General features: G+C 59.0%; 13 protein-coding genes and 1 other RNA gene. 5 read left to right on the forward strand and 9 right to left on the reverse strand.

The genetic code is table 11. The features are described 5' to 3' along the window. Positions 1-27 precede the first annotated feature (27 nt). The 3 genes from ACN1C3_RS25630 to ACN1C3_RS25640 all read right to left on the reverse strand — a co-directional run bounded on the left by ACN1C3_RS25630 (position 28) and on the right by ACN1C3_RS25640 (position 3,467). Entirely contained in the window at positions 28-699 is a 672-nt protein-coding gene (locus tag ACN1C3_RS25630; protein ID WP_419118537.1) for an SCO family protein, read from the reverse strand. Continuing rightward, complete coding sequence (locus tag ACN1C3_RS25635; protein WP_419118538.1) at positions 602-2,542, reverse strand: YncE family protein; 1,941 nt, start codon at positions 2,540-2,542, stop codon at positions 602-604. Before ACN1C3_RS25635 ends, ACN1C3_RS25630 begins: the two co-directional genes overlap by 98 nt. Positions 2,543-2,858: 316 nt before the next feature. Beyond that, a complete protein-coding gene (locus ACN1C3_RS25640; RefSeq protein ID WP_419118539.1) occupies positions 2,859-3,467 on the reverse strand; it encodes a lytic transglycosylase domain-containing protein in 609 nt (202 codons plus the stop codon). 184 nt (positions 3,468-3,651) lie between these two features. On the opposite strand from ACN1C3_RS25640, the gene gspG reads away from it, so the two are divergent. Together gspG and ACN1C3_RS25650 are read left to right on the forward strand one after the other, a co-directional pair. Beyond that, entirely contained in the window at positions 3,652-4,086 is a 435-nt protein-coding gene (gspG, locus tag ACN1C3_RS25645; protein WP_419118540.1) for a type II secretion system major pseudopilin GspG, read from the forward strand. Between the two features lie 13 nt (positions 4,087-4,099). Beyond that, on the forward strand, positions 4,100-5,287 hold the full coding sequence (locus ACN1C3_RS25650; RefSeq protein ID WP_419118541.1) for a type II secretion system F family protein: 1,188 nt from the start codon (positions 4,100-4,102) through the stop codon (positions 5,285-5,287). 92 nt (positions 5,288-5,379) lie between these two features. Here the strand turns inward: ACN1C3_RS25650 and ACN1C3_RS25655 are convergent, their stop codons facing one another. Both ACN1C3_RS25655 and dnaX read right to left on the reverse strand, forming a co-directional pair. Then, the gene (locus tag ACN1C3_RS25655) at positions 5,380-5,718 is read right to left on the reverse strand and encodes a YbaB/EbfC family nucleoid-associated protein (RefSeq protein ID WP_419118542.1); all 339 of its coding nucleotides are present in this window, start codon (positions 5,716-5,718) and stop codon (positions 5,380-5,382) included. Positions 5,719-5,786: 68 nt separating this feature from the next. After that, positions 5,787-7,886, reverse strand: a complete 2,100-nt coding sequence (gene dnaX / locus ACN1C3_RS25660) for a DNA polymerase III subunit gamma/tau (protein ID WP_419118543.1) — start codon at positions 7,884-7,886, stop codon at positions 5,787-5,789. Positions 7,887-8,030: 144 nt separating this feature from the next. On the opposite strand from dnaX, the gene ACN1C3_RS25665 reads away from it, so the two are divergent. After that, positions 8,031-8,843: a substrate-binding periplasmic protein gene (locus ACN1C3_RS25665; protein ID WP_419118544.1), complete on the forward strand. Its 813-nt coding sequence runs from the start codon at positions 8,031-8,033 to the stop codon at positions 8,841-8,843. Here the strand turns inward: ACN1C3_RS25665 and ACN1C3_RS25670 are convergent. Beyond that, positions 8,800-10,500 carry a putative bifunctional diguanylate cyclase/phosphodiesterase gene (locus tag ACN1C3_RS25670; RefSeq protein WP_419118545.1) on the reverse strand — a complete coding sequence of 567 codons (1,701 nt, stop codon included), beginning with the start codon at positions 10,498-10,500 and terminating at the stop codon, positions 8,800-8,802. The two genes, ACN1C3_RS25665 and ACN1C3_RS25670, sit on opposite strands and share 44 nt — an antisense overlap. Positions 10,501-10,959: 459 nt before the next feature. On the opposite strand from ACN1C3_RS25670, the gene ACN1C3_RS25675 reads away from it, so the two are divergent. Both ACN1C3_RS25675 and ACN1C3_RS25680 read left to right on the forward strand, forming a co-directional pair. Continuing rightward, positions 10,960-11,274: a helix-turn-helix domain-containing protein gene (locus tag ACN1C3_RS25675; RefSeq protein ID WP_095107599.1), complete on the forward strand. Its 315-nt coding sequence runs from the start codon at positions 10,960-10,962 to the stop codon at positions 11,272-11,274. A 146-nt stretch (positions 11,275-11,420) separates the two neighbouring features. Next, positions 11,421-11,792, forward strand: coding sequence for a VOC family protein (locus ACN1C3_RS25680; protein WP_419118546.1), 372 nt, complete (start codon positions 11,421-11,423; stop codon positions 11,790-11,792). A gap of 161 nt (positions 11,793-11,953) precedes the next feature. On the opposite strand, the gene ffs is transcribed toward ACN1C3_RS25680, so the two are convergent. The 3 genes from ffs to ligA all read right to left on the reverse strand — a co-directional run bounded on the left by ffs (position 11,954) and on the right by ligA (position 15,952). Continuing rightward, an RNA gene (gene ffs, locus ACN1C3_RS25685) (signal recognition particle sRNA small type) lies at positions 11,954-12,050 on the reverse strand. A 201-nt stretch (positions 12,051-12,251) separates the two neighbouring features. Next, on the reverse strand, positions 12,252-13,418 hold the full coding sequence (locus tag ACN1C3_RS25690; protein ID WP_419118547.1) for a zinc-binding metallopeptidase family protein: 1,167 nt from the start codon (positions 13,416-13,418) through the stop codon (positions 12,252-12,254). Between the two features lie 176 nt (positions 13,419-13,594). Further along, positions 13,595-15,952 carry an NAD-dependent DNA ligase LigA gene (gene ligA / locus ACN1C3_RS25695; RefSeq protein ID WP_419118548.1) on the reverse strand — a complete coding sequence of 786 codons (2,358 nt, stop codon included), beginning with the start codon at positions 15,950-15,952 and terminating at the stop codon, positions 13,595-13,597. Positions 15,953-16,091: the final 139 nt, after the last annotated feature.

Consider the following 16,091-nt stretch of genomic DNA (forward strand, 5'->3'; position numbering starts at 1 on the left):
TCGAAGCAAACCGCCGGGGTGATCCAATCAAAAAGTCTCATGGCTGGACTCCTGAGCGATGGCGGTTGGCCTGGCATGCAACCGTTTCTGGCTGAGCTGATCGATCTCGTTGAGCAGCACTGCCGGATCCGTTAAGCCGTAAAAACGAGTCCAGTAGGTGCTCGTGCCGTCCCCCACGAGAATCAATGGCGCATGATTTTTTAAGTCCCCATCGCCACTGCCCAGCCCCTCGAGGGTCGCAGCTATGGCCCCAGGCGCACCCGTCAGCCAGCTCCAGCCTGGCCCGTCTTGAAACCTGCGGGAATAGTCGAGCAACCGCTGCGGACTATCGCGCTGAGGATCGATGCTGATAGACACCAGTTGCACCTCACCTCCGGCCCGCCTACCCAGTTGTTTTTGGACCTTGCCCATGATCGAGGACACCAGCGGGCAGACCGTGGTGCAGTGGGTGTAGATGAATCCCATGACCACGATGCGGTCGCTCACCAGGTCCCGTTGCAGGCTCACCGACCGACCGTGTTGATCGATCAGCGGCACGTCGACGATTTTCACCTCCGCCCCTTGGGGTGAAACCACCGGCGTACCGTGGTTGGCGTACTCGCTAGGGTCCTCGGCTGAATGGGCCTGGGCCAGGCTGGTCGAGAGCGCCAGTGTCAGCGTGCAGAAGGTGAGCAAGAGCCGTGAGGTCACTCGGTTCATGATGACGCCCCTTTATGGGTAGACCGGTAGGTTGTCGCGGGGTAGCCCGGCAGGTTGTCGCGGGCGACACCCGCAGGCTCGCGTAAGTGTTGGTGCCAACGTCCGCACCCAACGAAGCCGAGCGCTCATGCAGGTACCACGCACCGGCCTTGTCCAGCCCCTCGCGGGACTGGTAGGGATTACCCAGCGACACGGTGAAAGGCCCAGGCAGAAGCTCTACCTTTGGCATGACCAGGCACTGCTGCAGCGCTGGGCTGGGCTCGATCTGTGCCGTGAAGCAGTGAATGATCTGCAGCTGGTTGATCAGAAAAGCCACGTCGAAGCGCCCCGCTGCCGGCAAACGCACCCGCGTGCTGTAAACCCCCGGTTCGACTTCGCGCAGGCTGCGGTCGATCACCATCGCCGCCCGGGCGGTATGACCACGGTTGAGGTAACCGGACATCAGCGCATTCATGCCTTCGGCGTAGAAATAGGTGGTGTTGTCCACCGGGTTGACGACGAAGACCGAGTTGTCCTCGCGACCCGGCGCCAGGCTCTGGGCCACCGGCAGGTCACCCGCCTGACGCGGCGCTGCCGGCCCCGCCTCGAAGTCTTGGCTGATAGGCTCGTGGTCCTGCCCCAACGAGCCCAGATTGACCATCGTGACCTTGGGTGAAGACAACCCGCGGATATAAGCGTATGCGGCGGTGAACGTCACCTGATAGGGTTCGGCGCCCACCTCCAGGCTATGGATCAATGTGTCGCTGGCCGCGTCGATGACCAATGCGCGGTCTTCCAGGGTGTTGAGCACAAAACCAAAGCGACCGTCGCGGGTGAAGCGCATCGGGCCAAGCCCCTGGCTGCCCTTGATGACCTTGCGCAGCGCCAGACTGCGAGCATCGATCACGGTAATGCTGCCATCCTCGACGTCGGCCACGTAGACCGCTTCGGACAACGCTGAATAGGCCACGGACAACGGATGCGGTCCGGTGTTGATCTGCTGAATCAGCGTCAGCGTGGCAATATCGATAACGCTCAGAGTGCCGCTGTCGAGGTTGCTGACGAAGGCGTAGTGCGAATCCTTGCTGAAGGCGATCTCATGGTGACCCACACCGGTTGCCAGTTGCGCGAGGGGCTTGAGTGAATGACTGTCGATCACCGTCACGCCGCTGCTGCCGGCATCGTGCGTGTCATTGCCCACCCAGAGCAGGCGTTCGTCCGGTTGCAAGGCGACCCGCAGCGGCTCGACCCCGGCAGCCACGTTACCGGTCACCTGGAATTGCTCTGCGTCGATCACTGCGATCTCGCCCGCCGCGGGCATGGAAACGAACACACGCTTGTTGTCGCCGCTGCTGATCCAGTCCATCGGTGGCTGCTTGAGCTCGATTTGCATCGGGGTGCTGGGGGTGTCCGCCGAAACCGACGGATCGATCACCGTCAGGCTCGCGTCTTTGTTCAGCACCAACAGGAAGTAACGGGTGAGGTCAAGCAATGGTCGCGCACCGACGCTGCCTTTGAGAAACATCTCGACCCGTGATTTGCAGCTGTTTTGTGGTTCGGTGTGGCTCAGTCCCAGCAGACCCGGATCGAGCCAGGCGCCGGGCGCAACGCCCGACAGCGGCTGACCCGAGTTACTGTCGGTGACTTTGAAGCGCACGTCGGCGAAGTCACCTTCGATCAGCGTGTCGTCGCCATCGATCGGGCGTATCTGGAACTCGATGGCCACGCCATCGCGAACCAGACGCTGCCCCTCAGGGCCGGCTTGCGCCGACACTGTGTCGTGCCGACTCAACAGCCATCCACCCAGACCGGCCACCAACAACGCACTGCACGCAGCGATACATAGTGGGGTTGTTTTATTCACGTCCTGCTCCTTAAAACGTTGGTTCTGAGTGGCTGTATTTGCCTCGGGAAATAACGGCGTTGGTACCGTTCAGTAAAGGGCTCAAGGCCCAGCAAGGAGCCGCTCAGGAAGAGCAGATTGAGCCGTTGGGTTGGGTGGGTCCCTTTCATGGTGGAGGGCCTCGCGTCGCGTTCATCGGTGAAATGGACGGAGCAATCACCATGCCAGTTAATTTTTTATTTAAATTCAACAGTTTAAGTAAAAAACTAAAGCTGGCTGGGGGAAACTGCCCCCCCAAAAAAGCCCGGTTTTCAGGAGTCCCCACATGTGGGGAATGCTACAAAGGCGCGTCGACCGCCAACCCCTGCAAGCGCCGGTACTGACGCAGCACGCTGGGCACGTAACGTTGGGTTTCGGCGAACGGCGGAATGATCCGACCGCGGCTGAGCACGGCATCGGGGCCAGCGTTGTAGGCGGCCACGGCGAGTGAGATATTGTTGTTGAACATCACCATCAGACGCTTGAGGTAGCGCGCCCCGCCCTGGATGTTGGCAGCAGGATCGAGCGCATCGATGACCCCCATTTCCCTGGCAGTCCCGGGCATCAACTGCATGAGCCCCATTGCACCTTTGGCCGAGCGCGCATCCGCGTTGTAATGCGATTCGGTCTGAATGACCGCGTGCAACAGGGCAGGCGGTAAATCATTGGCTGTAGCGGCAGCGGCGACCATCTTGGCATAGGGCATTTGCGCGATCATTTGCGGCTCCAAAGAAGGCGCCACAACCGCCACCGTCGGTTCGCGGATGACCTTTTCATAGTGGCGTCCCGGTCGACGGACGTTGGTTATCTCATAAGCACCGTCGGCTGAACGTGAGACATAGATGTCCGCCTGGGCAGCGCAGGTCGTGGCCAGCCAGACCAGTAAACCCGTAGTCAGTACTCGCATGCTTGATCCTCCCTCGACAATCCCCCGTTTTTTGGGGCTGTTGACCCACTTACCTGGGCTTTTGAGGTATCACGCAAGCTCTGTGCCGCATCGACGAGCCCAGCAATTACGTGGCCTGCAGGGCAACACAGGACCGCGAGCACAGCAATTGCATAAGCAGACCTACCCACTCGAGGAGGTCATTATGTCCAGTCATCATCGAAATACCCGACGGCAGCAAAGCGGCTTCACTTTGCTTGAATTGCTGGTAGTGCTGGTGGTCCTCGGCCTACTGGCCGGGATCGTCGCGCCCAAATACTTCAGTCAGCTCGGCCGCTCGGAAGCCAAGGTGGCCAAGGCGCAGATCGAAGGGCTGGGCAAGGCGCTGGATCTGTATCGACTCGAACTGGGTCACTACCCCACCGCAGAACAGGGGCTGGCGGCCCTCAATACCGCCCCCAGCGACGAACCGCGCTGGGCCGGACCTTACTTGCAGAAAAAAGTCCCGCAGGACCCATGGGGTCGCAATTACATCTATCGCTTCCCCGGCGAGAATGGCGAATACGATCTGCTGTCGCTGGGCAAGGACGGTCAGCCCGGCGGCGAAGGCGAAAACGCCGAAATCACTAGCTGGCAATGAGGAGGACACCGTCATGCGTTTTCATCTCAAGGTTATGGGCAAAGGCGGCATCAAAGCGCTGATGGTGGATGCACCGGGCCCCGCCGAGGCCCGACGAGTGGCCGAGGAACAAGGTCTGCGCCTGATCAGCCTGCGCTCCGAACAGCGCTGGCGGTTTGGCGCCTTGCGTCGTCATGAGGTATTTCCCCTGTTGCTGTTCAGTCAGGAGTTGACCACCCTGCTCAACGCTGGCCTGGCGCTGATCGATGCCCTGGAGAGCCTGGCAGAAAAGGAAACCGCACCCCAGGCACGCAAGACCCTGAGTGAACTGGTACGACTGCTATATGAAGGCAAATCCTTTTCTCAGGCGCTGAGCCAGTTGCCGGAAGTATTCCCACCGCTGTACATAGCGCTGGTGCAGTCCAGCGAGAAAACCGGCAACGTCAGCGAAGCCCTTGGCCGCTATGTGGTCTACCAACAGCGCATGAATGAGGTTCGGCAAAAGATCGTCAGCGCGTCGATCTATCCGGTGTTGCTGCTGATTGTCGGCAGCGGTGTGGTGCTGTTTCTGATGGGCTACGTTGTGCCGCGCTTCAGTCTGGTCTTTGAAGGCCTGGGCTCCAACCTTCCCTGGATGTCGCAGGTGCTGATGTCCTGCGGCATGTTCCTGCATAACCATCAGACCGAGTTTTTCACTAGCCTGTTCGCAACTATCGTGGCGTTGGGATGGCTGATGCGTCAGCCGCGCTTTCGCCGCGGCGTTGACCGGGTACTGGAACGGGTGCCAGCGATCCATCGGCGGATCGTCATGTACGAATTGGCACGTTTCTACCGGTCACTGGGGATATTGTTGCAAGGCGGTATCCCCATTATCACCGCCATGGGCATGGTACGCGGGCTGCTCAACGTCGGCTCCCGGACGCGACTGGACTCGGCCAGCGAACGTATTCGTGAGGGACACGCGATGTCCGCTGCGCTGGAACACAATGAGCTGACCACACCGGTGTCGATGCGCCTGCTGCGGGCCGGTGAGCAGTCGGGCAATCTGGGTTACATGATGGAACGCAGCGCCGACTTCTATGACGAAGAAATCAGCCGCTGGCTTGAATGGTTCGTGCGCCTGTTCGAGCCGTTGCTGATGACGTTTATCGGCCTGCTGATCGGTGTCATCGTGATTCTCATGTACATGCCGATCTTCGAACTGGCGTCGAGTATTCACTGAGTCACCGACGCCGTTGGCAGTCATCGCCACACACAAAAATGCCAGGCTCAATACCTGGCATTTTTGTTATGCATCCAACTCGCCAAAACGACTTAGAACGGCAGCTTCATGCCCGGTGGCAATTGCATGCCTGCGGTCACGCCGGACATTTTGTCCTGGCTGTTGGCTTCGATCTTGCGCACGGCGTCGTTGACGGCGGCGGCGAACAGAGCCTCGAGCATTTCCTTGTCATCTTCGCTCAGGCCTTCAACGATGCTTGGGTCGATGCTGACGCGCTTAACGTCGTGACGGCCGGTCATGACCACCGTCACCATGTCGCCGCCGGACTTGCCGGTGACTTCGGCGTTGGCCAGTTCTTCCTGCATCTTGGCCATTTTTTCCTGCATCTGCTGTGCCTGCTTCATCAGGCCGGCCATGCCACCTTTCATCATGGGAATCACCTCAAAAGTACTTGGATAAAAACAGCGCCCGGCCCATCAGGCCAGGCACCTTTCAGTTACTAGCCCTGACTGACCAGAGCCTCGACAGGTTCAATAGTATCGTTACGGATCACCGCACCGAACTGTTGCATCATTTGCTGGATGAACGGATCACCGTGGATCGACTCTTCAGCCTCGCGCTGACGTTCGCCGCGGCGCCGGGACGCTGCCTGGGCCGGGGTTTCCTGCTCGGGCTTGATCAACTCGATGCTGACGGTCAGCGTACGCTGGTGATACTGATTCAGCGCATCGTTGAGGCGACGCTGCTGGGTCGCGTTGAACAGGGCGCTGTGGGCCGGGTCCAGGTGCAGCAACCAGTGATCGCCATCGACCGCGATCAAGGTGCAGTTGGCGGCAATGCTGCCAGTCATGCCGGAAATCGGCAATTTCGGGAACAACTCCAGCCATTCCAGGGCCAGGCCGGTCGCCGGCTGCAAGGCCGGTGCAGGTTCGGGCTCAGGGGCCGGTTCTGCGGCGTGTTCACTGGCCAGCTCGTCGAGATAGCTGTAAGCCGAATCCATGTCCGGCTCGATATAGTCCTCATCCAGCGGCGGTTCGTCATCCAGATCCATGCCCGGCGTAGCCGCATCGACCTCGGCCGATGTGGGTTCAGGAATCGGCGTTGCCACCCACTCGGGTGCATCCGGCACCACACTGTCTGGCGTCGGCCCCGGCATTGGGGGCAATTGGGGCTGCTCGGAAGCAGTCTCAAGCATCGGCTCTACCGCCGGTTGTTGCTCGATCACCGGCTCTACTGGATCGTTCCAGGGCAGGTCCACCACTTCGGCGGCGACCACCACAGGTTCCACGACCAGCGGCGCGACCACAGGCATGGGGGCTACGACAGCAGCAACCGGCTCCGGGATCGGCGCGACAACCGCAGCGACAGGCTCGACCGGCGCGCTAACTACCGGAGCAGTAATGGCAGCGACCACCGGCGCAACGATAGGTGCGGCAGCCACGGAGTTTGCGGAATCAACGGTGGCCTGGCTGATCCCCACTGGCTTTAGCGGCTGCCTCGGCGCGTCCACGGTGTCTGCCGGGCGGAAGGCCAGCATCCGCAGCAGGACCATTTCAAAACCACCCCGAGGGTCCGGCGCCAGTGGCAAATCGCGGCGGCCGATCAGACCCATCTGGTAATAGAACTGCACATCTTCAGCCGGCAACGCCTGGGCCAGCGCCAGCACCCGATCACGGTCGCCCTGCCCGTTGTCGACGCCTTCAGGCAATGCCTGGGCGATAGCGACACGGTGCAGCACATTGAGGATCTCCGAGAGCACGCCATTCCAGTCCGGACCTTGCTCGGCCAGATGGCGCACTGCTTCGAGCAATGCTTTGGCATCGCCATCGAGCAGCGCGTGCAACACGTCGTAGACCTGGCCGTGATCAAGGGTGCCGAGCATCGCCCGCACATCGGCGGCCATGACCTTGCCTTCACCGAAGGCGATCGCTTGGTCGGTCAGGCTCATGGCGTCGCGCATCGAACCATCGGCAGCGCGGCCCAGCAGCCACAGCGCATCGTCTTCGAACGGTACGTTCTCGACCCCCAGTACATGGGTCAAATGCTCGACCACACGTTCCGGGGTCATGTTTTTCAGGGAGAACTGCAAGCACCGCGACAAAATTGTTGCGGGAAGTTTCTGCGGATCGGTGGTCGCCAGGATGAACTTGACGTAGGGTGGCGGCTCTTCGAGAGTTTTGAGCAACGCATTGAACGAATGGCTGGACAGCATGTGCACTTCGTCGATCAGGTAGACCTTGAAGCGTCCGCGGCTCGGCGCATATTGCACGTTGTCCAGCAGCTCGCGGGTGTCCTCGACCTTGGTCCGGCTCGCCGCATCGATCTCGATCAGGTCGACAAAGCGCCCTTCGTCGATTTCCCGGCACACCGAGCAGGTACCGCAGGGCGTCGAAGTGATACCCGTTTCACAGTTCAGGCATTTGGCAATGATTCGCGCAATGGTGGTCTTGCCCACCCCGCGCGTACCGGTAAAAAGATAGGCGTGGTGCAGCCGCTGGCTGTCCAAGGCATTGATCAGAGCCTTGAGCACATGGGTCTGGCCGACCATTTCGCGGAACGAGCGCGGACGCCATTTACGTGCAAGAACCTGATAACTCATCGAAAACCGTCGCAACTGGGAAGCGGAAGCGGGTAATGCTAGCGGAGCAAGGGCGAAATTGCATCCGGTGCGCTCGTCTAATCTGGCTAAGCTGCTCTTTGGGAGGCTTTTATTGACCTTGTTTGTGGTCTTGCTGGAGAGATTATGCGTTTAGCCTGGGCCACTTTACTGCTGATTACCGCAAGCGGTGTTGCCGCAGAAGCGCCATTGCGTTTCGCGATCACCGACAGCTGGGCCATGCCCATGGTGCAAATCGAACACGATCAGCCGACCCAGGGTATTTTGCATGACATGTTGCTGAGCCTGGCAACGCAGGTCGGCCGCCCTGCCGAGTTCCACGTGCTGGCCCGCGGCCGGGTGCAAAGTGCCATGGCGCGTGGCGATGTCGATGTTCGCTGTTATGCCGCGCAATCCTGGCTCCCCAACCTGCCAGGTGACTACCTCTGGAGCACTCCACTGTTGTTTCAGCGCGATCTGCTGGTCAGCACGCAAAACCTTTCTGCCCAGGTGCAGCCTTCAAGCCTGCCCTCACAACCTATCGGCACGGTGCTGGGCTATATCTATCCAGGCCTTCAACCCCTGTTCGACAGCGGCCAACTGCACCGCGACGATGCTCGTAGTCAGGAGCAGGTACTGCAAAAGCTCGTGGCCGGTCGATACAACTATGCAGTGAGCAATCAATGGACCCTGGACTGGTTCAATCAGACACTGATGCCCGACCAACAATTGCACAGTGTCGCGGTTTTGCAGGAACAAAATGTCGGCTGCTATGTGCGCAACGACCCGAAATTGCCGGTGCAACTCATTCTTCGCACTCTCCTGCAGATGAAAATGTCCGGGGAAATCGACGAGATCATCAAGCTCTATACCGGCACCGTTGAACCCACCACAGCGACGCAAATCACTCAGACGGTCAGACCGCTTGCTCCAGCACCTGCCACTCCATCGGCACCTTGAACGTCGCGACCCAGCCTGGCACCTCACTGGCCGGCATCGGCCGGGCAATGAAATAGCCCTGGGCCACTTCGCAGCCCAGACGCAGCAATAATTCACCGTGCGCCATGGTTTCCACTCCCTCGGCGATCACCTCTCGACCGAACGCCCGGGCCAGACCTATCACTGCCGTAGTCAACGCCAGATCATCCTTGTTATTGAGGATGTCGCGGACAAATGACCGGTCGATCTTGATCGTTTGTGTGCGCAAACGCTTGAGGTAACTCAGTGACGAGTGACCGGTGCCGAAATCGCCAAGCGAGAACTGCACCCCCAACGACTGGCACGCTTCCAGGCACGTACTGACATGCTGGATACTCTCGATGGCTACCGACTCGACTATTTCCAGATCGAGCATCTGCGGCGCCACCTGGGTATGCCGCTCAAGTACCGCCTTGAGTCGATCGACAAAATCCGTCCGCTGAAAATGCCGGGCCGCGATATTGATGCTGACCGGCCAGCTCTGCCCCACCAGTTGCCATTGATGCATTTGCGTCATGACCTGATCCATCACCCATTCGCCAATGTCGACGATCAGATCCGTCTCTTCCACCAGCGGCAAAAAATCCTTGGGCGGCACCAGCCCGTTTTGCGGATGCTCCCAGCGCAACAACGCCTCGAAGCCCACTACGCAACCGCGGCGCATATTGACCTTGGGCTGAAAGTGCAACGACAGTTCTCCCCTGGCCAGCGCCTGACGCACCCGTTCGACGGTCTGATAGGTCACCTTGACCTCTCTGTCACGTGACACATCGAACAAATGGTAGCGATTTCGGCCCCCCTGCTTGGCCACGTACATGGCCTGATCGGCGTGACGCAACAGGGTTTCGGCATCTTCGTTATCCGCGGGGAACAGCGTGACGCCGATACTGGCAAATACATTGATCTCTTTGCCGAGTATCGAATAAGGCGCGGAGATTGCCCCCAGCACCCGGTGCAAGGCAGCGTCCAATTCAGAGACGTCGCGCACATAGCGCAAAATCAGCACGAACTCGTCACCCGCCAGCCGCGCCACCGCGTCCTCGCCACGAATGATCGCGCGCAGGCGCTTCGCGACTTCCACCAACAACAAATCGCCGCTGGCATGCCCGTAACCATCGTTGACCGCCTTGAAGCCGTCGAGGTCGAGCATGCACACCGCCAGCGAAATATTCTCCAGCCGGGAAAAATCCAGGGATTGATCGAGCAGGTCAGACAGGAATGCACGATTGGGCAGACCGGTCAGTACGTCATGGCCTACCCGCCATTGCAGCGAGTGCAGAAGTTTACGTTTCTCGCTGACATCAAAGCGAATCGACACGTACCTTTGCACCCGCCCGGTCTCATCGTCGAGTAGCGGCACCACGGTGCTGTCGACCCAATACAGCGTGCCGTCCTTGGCGCGATTACATATTTCGCCTTTCCAGACCTTGCCCAAGGCAATGCTGCGCCACATCGAGGTAAAAAATTCGGCGGAATGTAACCCCGAACTGAGCATTCGGTGGTTTTCCCCCAACAACTCTTCCCGGCTGTAGCCGGAAATCAGGCAGAACTGGTCATTGACGTGAGTAATCCGCCCCACCAGGTCGGTCTCGGAGAAAATGGCGGCTGCGTCCACGGCCCTGCGGTATCTCTCATCCATGAGTCAGACGCATGTTAAAACTCCATAGACAGCAATCGATATGCCCTGCCCCAGACTTGGCCTGGTGACCGGCTGATTCGCTTTTCCCCTGACAGCGCAACACAATCCCTTGATCGTCTCAACTGCTTGCAATACAGCGTTTTATACGGCGTTTGGCCTTCGAATCGGCGAAAATCAACTAGGATGAACCAAGGCATCCGGTAACACTGGAGGGCAGAACGTCGGCAACGATTGACGTGACCTTTTCGCCTCTGCCAAGTCCTTGGTTTAGAAGAACAAAAGCAATGCAATGATTGACTGTTCCGTAAGCCCGCCTTTTGAAACCAGCTCACCAAATGCCTGTACCAGGTGCGGATTCTACGAAATACATCACATCTTGCAAAGCAAGGTGATGAGTTATGGTGTTGTCTAACGCAAAGATTTATCGTTAAGTTCTTGATTCTAAATGGGAATCGAGCGATGCAAATTTCAAGTTTGGGTCCAGCCATCAGGCGCTACCGCAAGGTAGCAGGGCTTACTCAGGCTGAACTAGGTGAAAAAACCGGTTTTGACCCTAAAACCATCAGCCGCTTCGAAACCGGCACCTATACCCCCAGCGTGGAAGCCCTGTTCCTGCTTGCCGATGTGCTGGGGGTAAAGCTGAAAGCCTTTTTCGCGGATCTGGGCGATGAAGACGAACAGCGGGCTTATTTGTTCGGTGTCATTCACAAAGCCACCCCGAAGGATCTGGGAAAGCTGATAGCAGCGGTAGACCAGGCCTTGTCCAAGCCTTAGAGCCAAGCAACAAAAAAGAGGAGACCGACTTATCGATTCCGATAAATCTGCCTCCTCTTTTCTTAACGACTCCTGACAGAAACTGACAGCGCACACCTCTAGACTTGAGCGCACTGCACAGCCCCTACCAGGACAATGGAGTCGCCATGAACGCTAGCCACTATCTTTTACTCTACGTCGACAGCCCCGCTACCAGCGCCAACTTCTACAGCCGCCTGCTGGAAAAGCCCCCTGTCGAACTGTCACCGACCTTTGCGCTCTTCGTGCTCGATTCTGGTCTGAAGCTTGGACTCTGGTCCCGGCACACGGTAGAGCCAGCAGCCCAGGCTGCGGGGGGTGGCGGTGAACTGGCGTTTTCGGTCGCCGACAACCCGACCGTCGACACCTTGCACACTGAATGGATCAAGAAAGGACTGACCATCGCACAAGCGCCGGTCGCCCTGGATTTCGGCTACACCTTCGTTGCGCTCGATCCAGACGGGCATCGGTTGCGAGTGTTTTCGCTCGCGCCTGAGTGATGCATCGCTGAATGCAAAAAAGGACGAGCTGGACAGAATCAAGTCAGACAGGATAAAACGCCGATCCGGAAGGATCGATGAACGTACAGAAAGGAAAAAATCGAGGTTCTGCGTAAGGAAGAGAAGCCTTGCTGAACGAAGGCTTGACGTTAAGGTGGTAACCCCACCAGCCACACCCCGGCACACAATGTCACCGCTGCGGCTGCTCCCTTCCAGGCCTGACCGGGTTCACGGCTGATCGTTGCGGGGGGACCGGTGGGGTCACCATAACGACGCTCGCCAGTAGGCGAGCCGCGCCATTGTACCGATCTGACAAGAAGTTACAACCGTCGGTTTCAGATAAAAAATATGAGCAAGGTCAAGGACCTGCAGTGTTCTTAAAAGATCGCCGCCTGCGCAGGCTCTGGAGTGTATGCAAACCCCGCAGGAGCTGCCGCAGGCTTCGATCTTTTGATTTTTTTAATGGTCCTTCATCACCTCATCCGCCCGGCCGCCCTCTTGCTGGATGACCAGATGAATAAAGTGCAATTTTGCGATGACCGGCGCTGGCAAGACAAAGGGATAGAAATCCGCTTGGCCCATGCTGCGTGACAGCTCATTGAGCATCCCGGCCAGTTCGATCCAGGCGTTGACGAACGACAGGAATGCCGTACCGCCAGGATGCTCTGGGTCGTAGAGTGTGTTGAGGGGAAATGGCTGGTAGTCGAAATCCATCTCCCGGGCACTCATGCCAAAGTCCAGTGCGGTGTCGACCGCATCCATCATGTGCAGGTAGTGAGCCCAGGTTTCCGCCCAGTCTTCCCACGGGTGCATGGTGGCGTAAGCGCTAACATAGCTCTGCTGCCAGTCGCCCGGCGCGCCTTGCTGGTAATGCCGTTCCAGCGCCTCGGCGTAGCTTGCGCGCTCATCGCCGAACAGGCTGCGAAACGCTTCCAGCCAATGGCTGTTGGCGATCAGCTGATCCCAGTAGTAATGCCCGACTTCATGCCGAAAATGCCCGAGCAAGGTGCGATACGGTTCGTGCATTTGCACACGGACCTGTTCCCGATGGGCATCATCGGCCTCCTTGATATCCAGGGTGATCAGGCCATTGGAGTGGCCAGTGGTCGGAGGCTTGCCTTTGAGGTCTATACCGACGAAATCAAAAGCCAGGCCGGCGTCTTCATCCTGGGTTTTCGGAATGATCTGTAAACCCAGGCCGATCAACTGAGCGACGAGGCGACGCTTGGCGATTTCCACTTGGCGCCAGCGCTCGTGATTCTCGGAGATCGAAAGATCGGGAATGGTGTGATTCAGGCGACAGGCAAGGCATAAAGCACTGGGGCCGTGGACTGGCAGCAGCCAGTTGCAGGCTGCCGGGGTATCGAGATTAGCGCAGCGACGGAACAGCCCGGCTTGCGGGTCGGCATCGAGTTGCCAGGATTCCACTTGCGGGCCTGGCTGAAGCGATGACAAACGACTCTGCAGCGGCTGATAGCCCAGCGCCGCCGAGCAAGCCAGGCATTGGCTGTTGCGAAAGAACAGCGACTGCCCGCAGCGACAATGCCAGACTTTACTGTTACGCGAACCTTCGCCCATAAAGGGCGCGGCGATGCGTGAGCTCAGTTGTTCGAAGAAGCGGTGCATGGCGATCTCTCCCTGGGGCCTGCCAAGACTAGATCATGATTAACACCTGATCGTTCCCACGCTCTGCGTGGGAATGCCGCCATGGACGCGCAGCAATCGCCTTCGGCTGCGACGCAGAGCGTCACGGGATGCGTTACCACGCGGAGCGTGGGAACGATCAAATCGCATTCTCGCCGTTAAACCGCTATACCGTGCTTGCTCAGAAACGCCACAAACGCCTCTTCATCCAGCACCTTCAATCCCAGCTCATTGGCTTTGGCCAATTTTGAGCCGGCTCCCGGCCCGGCCACCACGCAATGGGTTTTCGCCGACACCGAGCCTGCCACCTTGGCACCCAGGCTTTCGAGTTTGTCCTTGGCAATGTCACGGCTCATCAGCTCCAGGGAGCCGGTCAGCACCCAGGTCTGGCCGGCCAGCGGCAGGCCTTCGACGACTTTCTTTTCGCTCTGCCAATGCATACCGAAAGCGTGCAGCTGCGCTTCGATTTTCAGTGCGCGCTCGGCATGCTCAGGGTTATCGAAGAACTCACGCACCGCTTTCGCCTGTTTCTCGGCAAGTGCCTGACGCATGTCCAGCCAATCGGCGTTGATAACACCTTCCAGCGAGCCGAACTTGTCGGCCAGTTTCTGCGCGCCGCCCGGTCCGACCGACGGAATATGCAGCTTGTCGATCAAACCACCCAGGGTCGTGCTGGCAGCGAACTCAGCACCGAGCTCGCCCTGATCCTGGATATCCAGACCACGCGCCAACAACTGTTCGATGACCGTCGTGTTGTGCTCGTCCTCAAAGAAGCGGTGAATCTCGTAGGCGACTTCCAGCCCCACATCCGGCAAGTACGTCAGCACTTCCGGCAATGCTTGCTGAACACGTTCCAGCGACGCCAACGAACGCGCCAGCACCTTGGCCGTCTCTTCGCCAACATCGGGTATACCCAGCGCATAGATAAAGCGCCCAAGGCTCGGTTTCTTACTGTCGGCAATGGCGCTGAGCAGATTTTTACTGGACAGCTCGGCAAAGCCTTCAAGGTCGACGATCTGTTCGAAGTTCAAGGTGTAGAGATCCGCCGGTGACGCCACCAGACCTTCATCCACCAATTGCTCGACGCTCTTCTCACCCAGACCTTCGATGTCCATGGCGCGACGCGAGACGAAATGGATGATTGCCTGCTTGAGTTGCGCACCACAGGCCAAGCGGCCGACGCAGCGATATACCGCGCCTTCGGTGACGGTTTCACGCCCCTTACTGCGCTTGACCAGCTGCGTGCGCTCGACATGCGAACCGCACACCGGGCAGCTCTCGGGAATCTGCACCGACCGCGCGTTTTCCGGGCGACGCTCGGTGACCACTTGCACCACTTGCGGAATCACGTCACCGGCGCGACGAATGATTACCGTGTCGCCGATCATCAGGCCCAGACGCGCCACTTCATCCATGTTGTGCAAGGTGGCGTTGGAGACGGTGACGCCCGCGACCTTGACCGGCTTCAAGCGCGCGACCGGCGTCACGGCGCCGGTGCGACCCACCTGAAACTCCACGTCGAGCAGCTCGGTGAGTTCTTCCATCGCCGGGAATTTATGGGCTATCGCCCAACGTGGCTCACGGGCACGGAAGCCCAGTTCGCGCTGGGACGCCAGGCTGTTGACCTTGAACACCACCCCGTCGATTTCATAGGGCAGCGCATTACGGCGCTCACCGATATCACGGTAGTAGTCCAGGCATTCGTCGATACCTTTGGCCAGTTTCAGCTCACGACTGACTGGCATGCCCCACTGCTTCAACTGCTGCAGATTGCCAATATGGGTGTCCGCGATGTCGGCCGATACCTGGCCCAGACCGTAGCAGCAGAATTCCAGTGGACGGCTCGCGGTAATCTTCGAGTCCAGCTGCCGCAGGCTGCCGGCAGCAGCGTTGCGCGGATTGGCGAAGGTCTTGCCACCGGCTTCCAGTTGCGTGGCATTGAGCCGTTCAAAACCGGCCTTGGACATATAGACTTCGCCACGCACTTCCAGCACCGGCGGCCAGCCGCTGCCCTGCAGCTTGAGCGGGATGTTGCGAACAGTCCGTACATTGACGCTGATGTCTTCGCCCGTGGTGCCGTCACCGCGAGTCGCGCCGCGCACCAGCACGCCATCCTGATACAGCAAGCTGACCGCGAGGCCATCAAGCTTCGGCTCACAGCTGTATTCCACCGCCACGCCACCACCAAACAGGTCGCCCGCCGGCAGATCGAGACCTTCGGTCACCCGACGGTCGAACTCTCGCATGTCGGTTTCTTCAAAGGCGTTGCCAAGGCTGAGCATCGGTATTTCATGACGCACCTGAGTGAAGGCCGAGAGCGCAGCACTGCCGACTCGCTGGGTCGGCGAGTCGCTGGTCACAAGTTCCGGATTCGCCGCTTCCAGCGCCTTGAGCTCATGGAACAGCCGGTCGTATTCGGCGTCCGGAATGCTCGGCTCGTCGAGTACGTGGTAACGGTAGTTGTGCTGATCCAGCTCAGCGCGCAGCTCTAGAATGCGGTTTTCGGCGGCGGTCATGGGTGTTCTCTCATAATCGAGTAGGAGGCGGATTTACATCCGCCGTCCTCTCACACCACCGTACATACGGTTCCGTATACGGCGGTTCAGGTTAAGCGGCTAAGCCGGGTTATCGTGTCCAGTATTGAGACCAGCCCGA

This window comes from Pseudomonas sp. H11T01 (assembly GCF_048515765.1).
In the GTDB taxonomy this organism is placed as follows: Bacteria; Pseudomonadota; Gammaproteobacteria; order Pseudomonadales; family Pseudomonadaceae; genus Aquipseudomonas.

Bases quoted from the DNA above. Each gene is read 5' to 3' on its own strand.
- ACN1C3_RS25630 (WP_419118537.1), bottom strand. From the start codon at position 699: ATGAACCGAGTGACCTCACGGCTCTTGCTCACCTTCTGCACGCTGACA.
- ACN1C3_RS25640 (WP_419118539.1), bottom strand. From the start codon at position 3,467: ATGCGAGTACTGACTACGGGTTTACTGGTCTGGCTGGCCACGACCTGC.
- gspG (WP_419118540.1), top strand. From the start codon at position 3,652: ATGTCCAGTCATCATCGAAATACCCGACGGCAGCAAAGCGGCTTCACT.
- ACN1C3_RS25650 (WP_419118541.1), top strand. From the start codon at position 4,100: ATGCGTTTTCATCTCAAGGTTATGGGCAAAGGCGGCATCAAAGCGCTG.
- ACN1C3_RS25655 (WP_419118542.1), bottom strand. From the start codon at position 5,718: ATGATGAAAGGTGGCATGGCCGGCCTGATGAAGCAGGCACAGCAGATG.
- dnaX (WP_419118543.1), bottom strand. From the start codon at position 7,886: ATGAGTTATCAGGTTCTTGCACGTAAATGGCGTCCGCGCTCGTTCCGC.
- ACN1C3_RS25665 (WP_419118544.1), top strand. From the start codon at position 8,031: ATGCGTTTAGCCTGGGCCACTTTACTGCTGATTACCGCAAGCGGTGTT.
- ACN1C3_RS25670 (WP_419118545.1), bottom strand. From the start codon at position 10,500: ATGGATGAGAGATACCGCAGGGCCGTGGACGCAGCCGCCATTTTCTCC.
- ACN1C3_RS25675 (WP_095107599.1), top strand. From the start codon at position 10,960: ATGCAAATTTCAAGTTTGGGTCCAGCCATCAGGCGCTACCGCAAGGTA.
- ACN1C3_RS25680 (WP_419118546.1), top strand. From the start codon at position 11,421: ATGAACGCTAGCCACTATCTTTTACTCTACGTCGACAGCCCCGCTACC.
- ACN1C3_RS25690 (WP_419118547.1), bottom strand. From the start codon at position 13,418: ATGCACCGCTTCTTCGAACAACTGAGCTCACGCATCGCCGCGCCCTTT.
- ligA (WP_419118548.1), bottom strand. From the start codon at position 15,952: ATGACCGCCGCCGAAAACCGCATTCTAGAGCTGCGCGCTGAGCTGGAT.